Source organism: Thioclava sp. F34-6 (genome assembly GCF_002213235.1).
In the GTDB taxonomy this organism is placed as follows: Bacteria; Pseudomonadota; Alphaproteobacteria; order Rhodobacterales; family Rhodobacteraceae; genus Thioclava; species Thioclava nitratireducens.
Window position 1 is genome coordinate 395,318 of record NZ_NBOA01000005.1, and the last position, 8,205, is coordinate 403,522.

10 protein-coding genes are annotated in these 8,205 nt (G+C 66.1%); 2 read left to right on the forward strand and 8 right to left on the reverse strand.

Translation table 11 applies throughout. The annotated features are described in order from the left end of the window. Window positions 1–13 precede the first annotated feature (13 nt). The 3 genes from B6V72_RS13100 to B6V72_RS13110 form a co-directional block, all read right to left on the reverse strand. Complete coding sequence (locus B6V72_RS13100) at window positions 14–1,588, reverse strand: Re/Si-specific NAD(P)(+) transhydrogenase subunit alpha (RefSeq protein ID WP_088735760.1); 1,575 nt, start codon at window positions 1,586–1,588, stop codon at window positions 14–16. A gap of 287 nt (window positions 1,589–1,875) precedes the next feature. Next, the gene (locus B6V72_RS13105) at window positions 1,876–2,322 is read right to left on the reverse strand and encodes an isoprenylcysteine carboxylmethyltransferase family protein (protein ID WP_240497728.1); all 447 of its coding nucleotides are present in this window, start codon (window positions 2,320–2,322) and stop codon (window positions 1,876–1,878) included. A gap of 10 nt (window positions 2,323–2,332) precedes the next feature. Next, on the reverse strand, window positions 2,333–2,824 hold the full coding sequence (locus tag B6V72_RS13110; protein ID WP_240497729.1) for a D-galactarate dehydratase: 492 nt from the start codon (window positions 2,822–2,824) through the stop codon (window positions 2,333–2,335). Between the two features lie 147 nt (window positions 2,825–2,971). Here B6V72_RS13110 and moaA point away from each other — a divergent pair, with 147 nt between their 5' ends. Beyond that, window positions 2,972–3,979, forward strand: a complete 1,008-nt coding sequence (moaA, locus tag B6V72_RS13115; RefSeq protein WP_088725125.1) for a GTP 3',8-cyclase MoaA — start codon at window positions 2,972–2,974, stop codon at window positions 3,977–3,979. Between the two features lie 151 nt (window positions 3,980–4,130). Then, window positions 4,131–4,538 carry a universal stress protein gene (locus B6V72_RS13120; protein ID WP_075774398.1) on the forward strand — a complete coding sequence of 136 codons (408 nt, stop codon included), beginning with the start codon at window positions 4,131–4,133 and terminating at the stop codon, window positions 4,536–4,538. A gap of 3 nt (window positions 4,539–4,541) precedes the next feature. Here B6V72_RS13120 and B6V72_RS13125 read toward each other — a convergent pair whose 3' ends face one another. The 5 genes from B6V72_RS13125 to B6V72_RS13145 are packed head-to-tail and all read right to left on the reverse strand — an operon-like array spanning window position 4,542 to window position 8,093. After that, on the reverse strand, window positions 4,542–5,714 hold the full coding sequence (locus B6V72_RS13125) for a M20 aminoacylase family protein (protein ID WP_088735761.1): 1,173 nt from the start codon (window positions 5,712–5,714) through the stop codon (window positions 4,542–4,544). Window positions 5,715–5,771: 57 nt separating this feature from the next. Next, a complete protein-coding gene (locus B6V72_RS13130) occupies window positions 5,772–6,605 on the reverse strand; it encodes a TonB family protein (protein WP_088735762.1) in 834 nt (277 codons plus the stop codon). Then, on the reverse strand, window positions 6,602–7,015 hold the full coding sequence (locus B6V72_RS13135) for a biopolymer transporter ExbD (protein WP_075774395.1): 414 nt from the start codon (window positions 7,013–7,015) through the stop codon (window positions 6,602–6,604). The genes B6V72_RS13130 and B6V72_RS13135 overlap by 4 nt, the downstream gene beginning before the upstream one ends. Next, window positions 7,012–7,395 carry a biopolymer transporter ExbD gene (locus B6V72_RS13140; RefSeq protein WP_075774394.1) on the reverse strand — a complete coding sequence of 128 codons (384 nt, stop codon included), beginning with the start codon at window positions 7,393–7,395 and terminating at the stop codon, window positions 7,012–7,014. Before B6V72_RS13140 ends, B6V72_RS13135 begins: the two co-directional genes overlap by 4 nt. 8 nt (window positions 7,396–7,403) lie before the next feature. Next, on the reverse strand, window positions 7,404–8,093 hold the full coding sequence (locus tag B6V72_RS13145) for a MotA/TolQ/ExbB proton channel family protein (RefSeq protein WP_088718956.1): 690 nt from the start codon (window positions 8,091–8,093) through the stop codon (window positions 7,404–7,406). Window positions 8,094–8,205: the final 112 nt, after the last annotated feature.

Sequence of the window (8,205 nt, forward strand, 5' to 3'; positions counted from 1 at the left end):
CGCTCTCCCCCTCTTACGACTTCTGGAACATGGCGAGCATGCGCCGGGTGACCATGAAGCCACCGAAGATGTTGATCCCGGCCATGAACACCGACAGCGCTGCGAGCACGATCACGAGCCACGAGCCCGAACCGATCTGCAACAGTGCGCCGAGGATGATGATCGACGAGATCGCGTTGGTCACAGCCATCAGTGGCGTGTGCAGCGAGTGCGAGACGTTCCAGATCACCTGGAAGCCCACGAAACAGCTGAGCACGAAGACGATGAAGTGCTGCATGAAGCTGGCCGGTGCGACGAGGCCCACGCCCAGAAGCACGATCGCGCCCACGGCGAGCAGCGTCACCTGATTGCGGGTCTGCTTCTTGAACGCAGCGACCTCATTGGCGCGCTTTTCCTCCGGCGTCAGCTCCTTGGCCTTTTCCTTCGGCTTCTGCGCCGCAATCGCGGCCACCTTGGGTTTCGGCGGCGGGAAGGTGATCTCGCCCTGATAGGCCACGGTCGCGCCGCGGGTCACGTCGTCTTCCATGTCATGGACGACGACACCGTCCTTCTCGGGCGTCAGATCCGTCATCATGTGACGGATATTGGTCGCGTAGAGCGTCGAGCTCTGCGTCGCCATGCGGCTCGGGAAATCGGTGTAGCCGACGATGGTCACGCCATTGTCGCTCACGATCTTCTGGTCCGGCACGGTCAGTTCGCAGTTGCCGCCACGCTCGGCGGCGAGGTCGACGATCACCGAGCCCGGCTTCATCGCCTCGACCATGTCCTTGGTCCAAAGCACGGGCGCATCGCGGCCCGGGATCAGCGCGGTGGTGATGACGATGTCGATATCGGGCGCCAGTTCGCGGAATTTCGCGAGCTGCGCTTCGCGGAATTCCGGACTGGAAGGCTTGGCGTAGCCGCCCGTCTCCGCGCCGTCGGTCTGGCTTTCCTCGAAATCGAGATAGACGAATTCCGCGCCCATCGACTCGATCTGCTCGGCCACTTCGGGACGCACGTCGAACGCATAGGTGATCGCACCCAGCGAGGTCGAAGCCCCGATCGCGGCAAGACCGGCCACACCGGCACCAACAACGAGCACTTTCGCCGGCGGAACCTTACCTGCCGCCGTCACCTGCCCGGTGAAGAAGCGGCCGAAATTGTTGCCTGCCTCAAGCACCGCACGGTAGCCTGCGATATTGGCCATGGAGGACAGCGCATCCATCTTCTGCGCGCGCGAAATCCGCGGGACCATGTCCATCGCGATCACGTTCGCACCGGTCTTCTCGGCGGCTTTCAGAAGCTCTTCGTTCTGGGCCGGGTAGAAGAACGAGATCAGGGTCTGGCCGGGCTTGAGGCGCTTGACCTCCGTATCGCTCGGCGGCCGAACCTTGATGACGAAATCCACGTCCTTGAACAGCGCGGCGGCGGTTTTGACGACGGTCACATTCGCGGCCTCGTAAGCCTCGTCTGTGAAGCCGGCACGGACGCCTGCTCCGGTCTCGATAAAGCACTCATGGCCCAGCTTTTGCAGCTGCAAAGCCGAGTCGGGCGTCATGGCGACCCGCGCCTCGCCCTCGAAAATCTCCTTTGGAGCTCCGATTTTCACTCTAACTCCCCCTTGGATAGCGGTGCGTTTAGCCGCTGGCCTGCGCACCCGGAATCTTGCGACGTACTCCTTAGCATCGCGCAATAATGTTTCACAAGCAGCTATGGCTCGTAAAACCTTCTTAATCGCTCACAGCGCCACTCACCGGTTCGTGTATACCATTGAATACCGAAATTCGGGGTAATTTATTTATTTAGATCAGGGTGTTATGGCGCGCCTTTTCAGCTGCTGCGCGATTGCGGCAACATCAGATTTTTTTGCGCCCGCAGCACTTTGCCGCGGCCCGATCAGAGCCAGCGGCGGGTCCGGGCACGATAGGCGGTGTAGGTTTCGCCGAAATGCGCCGCGATCCTTGCTTCTTCGCCAAGAATGTAGCGCCGTGTGATGAACCACATGAAAACTGGCACCAGCAGAAGCCCCAAAGGCGCGTGCCAGATCAGCGCAAGCCCGGCCAGCACCAGCGCATCGCCCAGATAGATCGGGTTGCGCGACAGCGCGAAGACGCCGGAGGTCACAAGGTCGGACGGGTCACGGCGCGGAATGAAGGTGGTGCGGCGGAGCAGCATCTGACCCACCGCGACCAGCATCAACGCGAGCCCGAGCGCGATCGCGATCAGCCCGAGCGCGCGGTCATATCGAAAAGGCATCGGCACGACCTGCCCCAGCGCCCAGACCAGCGCCGCGAACAGCACGAGCCAGAGCGGCGGGATATCGATCTCGCGCAGAGGGTTCATCGCGAACAGCTCAGAGCTTGTACACGGTGAGTTCGGGCAGATCGGTCAGCGGCACCTCGAGCAGACGCAGCGCAGGCAGCGACACTTCCGAACCAGAGCCTGCCGCCTTGCCCGACGGGATCAGGGTGACCTTCGCCGACTTCCCGGTCTTCGGGTCCTCGATCCGGCCGGGGGTCTCGCTTTTCACCAGCCCGGTCTTTACCCAGAAGCCCGGATCGGCGGGATCGCCGAGGCTCGCGATGGTTGTGCCGAGCTTGGTCTCGCCGCCCACGGGTTTCTTCGCAGCCTCGGCACGCTGTTCTGCCGTGGTGGTGTCGAGGGAATCGGCAGTCTTCGCAGTGGGCTTCGGGATCGGGGCCGCATCCGGCGCGGCGGCGGGGCCGCGCGCTATCGCAGAATTCGGGGCGGCTGCGTTGGGACCGTTGAGCCCCAGCGTGGCGCAGCCCGCAATCGGCATCATCAATACGAGCGTGAGGATCGGGCGAGCGAAGGGTTTGCGCATTCGAAATCTCCTTGAAATCTCACCGAGCCTATGCCCAGTCCGCGCCCGGTGTCACCCCCTCGCACAATCGCCTGCCCGGCGACCGATCCGCTTCGATCCGCGCAACGGCCCTTGCCGCCCCCCGTCACGCGCCTTACCTTCCGCAGCATGGAAAACACGCCCCTCATCGACCCCTTCGCCCGCCCGATCGACTATTTGCGGGTCTCGGTCACCGATCGCTGCGATTTTCGCTGCACCTATTGCATGGCCGAACACATGCAGTTCCTGCCGAAAAAGGAACTGCTGACCCTCGAGGAACTGGACCGGCTCTGCTCTACCTTCATCCGCCTCGGCGTGAAGAAGCTGCGCATCACCGGGGGCGAGCCGCTGGTGCGGCGTGACATCATGACTTTCTTCCGCTCGATCGCGCGCCATCTCGACACCGGCGACCTGCGCGAGCTTACGCTGACCACCAATGGCTCGCAGCTTGCGAAATTCGCCGATGATCTCGCAGCTTTGGGGATGAAGCGGATCAACGTCTCGCTCGACACGCTGGATGCCGACAAATTCGCGAAGATCACCCGCTGGGGGCGGCTCGAACAGGTGCTCAAAGGTCTGGAGGCCGCGAAACGCGCGGGCCTCAAGGTCAAGATCAACACCGTCGCGCTGAAGGGCTTCAACGAGGACGAGCTGTTCACCCTCATCGACTGGTGCGCGGCGGAAGGCTTCGACCTGACCTTCATCGAAGTGATGCCGATGGGCGAGATGGGTGACGACCTGCGGCTTGATCAATACTGGCCGCTGTCAGATGTGCGCAAGGCGATGGCCGAACGCTTCACCCTGACCGATCTGGCGGAATCGACCGGCGGGCCTGCGCGCTACGTCCGGCTGGAAGAAAGCGGCCAGAAGATCGGCTTCATCACGCCGCTGACGCATAACTTCTGTGAGAACTGCAACCGTGTGCGGGTGACCTGCACGGGCGAGCTGTTCATGTGCCTCGGCCAGGAGGACAACGCCGATCTGCGCGCACCCCTGCGGGCCAGCGAGGACGACGCGGCGCTGGAAGCGGCAATCCGCGAGGCGATCTCGCGCAAGCCCAAGGGCCATGATTTCGACTATTCGCGCCAGACCGTCTCGGGCCAGATGTCGCGCCACATGAGCCATACCGGCGGTTGACAGTTAGCGGCCTGCGTTCGCCGTACACGCAGCGCAGGTCTCGGGCAACTCACGGGAATTTGGTGTCGGGAGCCAACTCCGGCGTGACTCAAATCAATGCGCGACGACACCCCTTCTGGCAGGCTCCCTACAAAGAAAGGGAGCCAAACCAATGTATTCCAACATTCTCGTGCCCGTCGCCTTCGACGAAGATCATAACCCCGACGCCGCGCTCAATGTCGCGCGAGCGCTGGCTGGCGACGGGGCGCGCGTCACCCTGCTGCACGTGATGGAAGACGTCCCCGCCTATGCGATCAATTACATGCCGGAGGGCTATGCCGAGGAACTGCGCAAGACGCTGGAACGCGACCTCGCCACGCGCGCAGCGGAGTTCGACAATGGTGACTGGGCGATCGTCGAGGGCCAACCTGGCCATGAAATTCTGAGTTACGCCGAGCATATCGGGGCGGATTGCATCGTGATCGCGTCGCACCGTCCGGGCTTTGGCGACTACCTGATCGGCTCGACCGCCTCGCGCGTCGTGCGCCATGCAAAATGCGCGGTTATGGTCATGCGCTGACGCTCACTCGGCAGGCAGCCGCGCCTCGATCATGCCGACGAACCAGCTTGCGCCAGCCGGAAGGATCGCGTCGTTGAAGTCGTATTCCGCGTGATGAAGGGGCGCGCTGGGGCCGTTGCCGATGAAGCCGTAGGCCCCGGGGCGCACCTCGAGCATATAGGCGAAATCCTCCGCCCCCATCATCGGATCGACATTGCGGTCGCAGGCGCCTGCCACGGCCTCAGCCACCTGTGCTGCGACCTCGGCCGCCGCCGGGTCGTTGCGCGTGACCGGATAGCCGCGCCGGTAGTCGACCTCTGCCGTCGCCTCATGGGTCGCAGCCACGCCCTGCGCGATCTCGCGCAGGCGACGCTCGGCCAGATCGCGGGTCTCGGCGCTCATCGTGCGCACCGTCCCGCCGAGGCTCACCGAATTGCCGATCACGTTGAGCGCCTTCGAGTCGGTCTCCAGCGTCGTGACCGAGAGTACGATCTCCTCCAGCGGATCGGTCGCGCGCGACACGATGCCCTGCAGTGCGAGGATCAGATGCGCGGAGATCGGCACCGGATCGATCACCTCCTGCGGTTTCGCCGCATGGCCGCCCTTGCCGGTCACCACGATGTCGAAGAAATCCGCCGCCGCCATCATCGCATCTGGCCGGATGCCGAAGCTGCCCGGCTCCATCCCCGGCATGTTGTGCAGCGCATAGACCTCTTCGATGCCGAAGCGCTCCATCAGGCCGTCTTCGATCATCGCCTTGGCCCCGGCCCCGCCCTCCTCGGCGGGCTGGAAGATCACCACCGCACGCCCCGCGAAATTTCGTGTCTCGCAGAGGTATTTCGCCGCAGCGAGCAGGGTCGACGTGTGCCCGTCATGGCCGCAGGCATGCATCTTGCCCTCGACCTCTGAGGCATGCTCGGCCCCGGTCTTCTCGCGGATCGGCAGCGCATCCATATCGGCGCGCAGCCCAACGCAGCGCAGCCCGCCCTGGCGCGCGCCCTGCCCTTCGATCACGCCGACGACGCCAGAGCGCCCAATCCCCTCGACCACCTCATCGCAGCCAAATTCCCGCAGTAGGTCGGCCACGCGGCCCGATGTTCGCGGCAGATCGTAAAGCAGTTCGGGATTACGGTGAAAATCGTGCCGCCATGCGGTGGCTTCCGCGTGCATCTCGGCAAAACGGTTCTTGATCGGCATGCTCGCTCCTTGGTTGGCGCTACCCTGCCTCGCGGCGCGCACGGGTGCAAGCCACGCTCAGCGGAAGGCCATCGGCAAGGAGAAGCTGTAGCTCGGTTTGCCCAAGCCTTGCGGCGCTGCGGGGAAGCGGCCCGCGCGCCGCACCGCCTCGAGCGCCGCCCGGTCGAGCGTCGCATTGCCCGAGCTTTGCGCAACCGAGGCGCCGATGAGCCGCCCGTCGCGCGCTATATTCAACGCCACGATAACGCGGCCTGCACCTGCCCCGCTGGGCGTTTGCTTGGCACGCTCGATCCGGGCGCGAATGTCTCCGCCCCACGATCCCATCAGCGAGCGGATCTGCCCAGCCGACAGCGTCGCCGCGGGGGCCGTGCGGCGGTCGCCTGCGGCCCCTCTGTCGCCCTGCCCCTTCGCCTGCTGCTTGGGCTGTGCCGGGGCGGGTTGCGAGGCCCGTTGCTTCGTGGGCGCTTTCGGCTGCGCTGGCTTCGGCGCAGGCGGCGTCGGTTTAGCCTTCGGTCGCGGAGTGTCTAGCGGCGCGGGATCGGCCTGTTCGGGCAACGCCGCATCTGGCGCAGACGGCGCGGTCATCGTAGGCGCGGCGACTTGTGGGGCGAGTTCGATTGGCTCGGTCGGAGCCTTCGGCGCATTGGGCGCAGTCGGAGCCTCAGGCTGCGTCGCCGCGACCTCCGTTTCGACCTCTGGCGGGCGCTCCCACTCCGCCACGCGCGCGGCCATGGACGGGGAAGACGGCGCGAGCGAGACGAGCGCGTCGCCCCCGTCGCCCGCCGATTGCGCCCCGCCCGCAGGCGCAGGCTCCCAGACCAACAGCACGCCCGCATGGACCGCGAGCGCCGCGCCGAGCGCACCTGCGAAAGCGAGCCTCCGCGCGGTCATTTGCCCCGCACCACGAGTTTGAGATCGGTGAAGCCAAGCTCCGCCAGCTGTGGCATCAGCCGCGCCAGCGCGTCGCCGGGAAGCTGCCCGTCCGCACGCAGGGTCAGGCCGTCGGCGCAGGCGCCGCACTCCGCTCGCGCGTTCCGCGCTGCCGCCCCCAGCGCGGCCAGCGCCGCATCGCCCCGCGCCTCTCCATAGGCGATCTCGCCTTCGGAGTTCGCAAACAGGACCAGCGCGCCGGGATCGGTCTTTCCCTCACCCGCAGCCTCGGGCGGGGTCACTTCGAAGGGCGTCGGCTGCGCCAGCGTCGCCGCCAGCAGAAAGAAGATCAGCAGCAGGAAGACCACGTTGATCATCGGCAAAAGCGGCTCGGGCAGACTGCGCCGGGGCGGATCGGTGAAGAGCCTCATGGCACCAGCACCAGATTGCCGAGCCCCGCGCCGCGCAACGCCTCGATCACCTGCGTCAGCGCGCTCAGATCGCCTTCTTTCGGACGCAGCACGACCGGATCGGAGGGCTGATCCATCAGCGGCTGCAGCGCGCCTGCCAGATCGGAGAGCGCGACCCTCTGCCCGTTCAGACTGACCGTGCCGCCTTCGCCCACATCCACCAGGCGCGGGGGCCCGGACCACTCAGCGCCCGCCGTTCCGCCGCCCAAGGTCAGGTCCAATGTGCGCTCCACCCCGAAACGCGAGGCGAGCATGAAGAACACCAGAAGCAGAAAGACCACGTCGATCATCGGCGTCAGGGCCGGGCGACGGCGCGGGCGCGGCTGACCGAAAGCGAACATCGCGCACCTCACTCGGCGGCGGCGCGTGGCCGCTCGGAGAGCGTGGCGGGCGCGCGGGCGAAAATGCGGGTCGCGGCGTCCTCCATGTCGTGGCGCAGGCGGTCCACCACGGCGTCGAAGCCCGACAGAGCGATCTGCGCCGGGATCGCCACAGCCATGCCCGCCGCCGTCGTCAGAAGCGCCTCCCAGATGCCCCCCGCCAGCGTCGCCGGATCGGCCTGGACCCCCGCCTCCTGCAGCGCGCGGAAAGCCGCGATCATGCCCGCGACCGTGCCCAGAAGCCCCAGAAGCGGGCCGATCACCACGGCCAGTTCCAGTGCCCGAAGCCCCGAGCGCGCCCGTGCCAGCAGATCGCGCGCGACGCGGCCCGTCTCGGCCTCGGCCCCGGCCCGATCGAGCTGCGGATCGCGCAGGCTCGCCATCGCCGCTCGGACCAGCTGCGCGCGCAACGATCGCCGTCCGGCCACAGCCGCCTGGGCCCCGTCGGGATCGCCTGCCGCCCAGGCCGCGATCGCCGCCTGGCTATGCGCCCCGCCCGACCACGCACCCGCGGCCAGCAAATCCCAGATTTTCCAGATAATCACCGCGAGCGAGATCACGGACAGAGCCGCAATCGCCCACATCGCCGGACCTCCCAGCACGAGCGCATCGAACATGCGCCCCGGAAGCCCTCCGGAAATCTGAGCGGTGCCGTCCATCGCGCCCTCCAATTCGCGCCCGCGGGCGCGGTGAGGTGGTGCCGGCGGAGTGGGTTTGTTTCCCGTTGCAGGCACCGCATCGGCCACAAGCCTCAGCGAAACGAGGGCTAAC

Excerpts from the sequence above, each read along its gene's own strand:
- B6V72_RS13130 (WP_088735762.1), bottom strand. The coding sequence starts at position 6,605 with ATGACCGCGCGGAGGCTCGCTTTCGCAGGTGCGCTCGGCGCGGCGCTC.
- B6V72_RS13125 (WP_088735761.1), bottom strand. The coding sequence starts at position 5,714 with ATGCCGATCAAGAACCGTTTTGCCGAGATGCACGCGGAAGCCACCGCA.
- B6V72_RS13120 (WP_075774398.1), top strand. The coding sequence starts at position 4,131 with ATGTATTCCAACATTCTCGTGCCCGTCGCCTTCGACGAAGATCATAAC.
- B6V72_RS13145 (WP_088718956.1), bottom strand. The coding sequence starts at position 8,093 with ATGGACGGCACCGCTCAGATTTCCGGAGGGCTTCCGGGGCGCATGTTC.
- B6V72_RS13105 (WP_240497728.1), bottom strand. The coding sequence starts at position 2,322 with ATGAACCCTCTGCGCGAGATCGATATCCCGCCGCTCTGGCTCGTGCTG.
- B6V72_RS13135 (WP_075774395.1), bottom strand. The coding sequence starts at position 7,015 with ATGAGGCTCTTCACCGATCCGCCCCGGCGCAGTCTGCCCGAGCCGCTT.
- moaA (WP_088725125.1), top strand. The coding sequence starts at position 2,972 with ATGGAAAACACGCCCCTCATCGACCCCTTCGCCCGCCCGATCGACTAT.
- B6V72_RS13110 (WP_240497729.1), bottom strand. The coding sequence starts at position 2,824 with ATGCGCAAACCCTTCGCTCGCCCGATCCTCACGCTCGTATTGATGATG.
- B6V72_RS13140 (WP_075774394.1), bottom strand. The coding sequence starts at position 7,395 with ATGTTCGCTTTCGGTCAGCCGCGCCCGCGCCGTCGCCCGGCCCTGACG.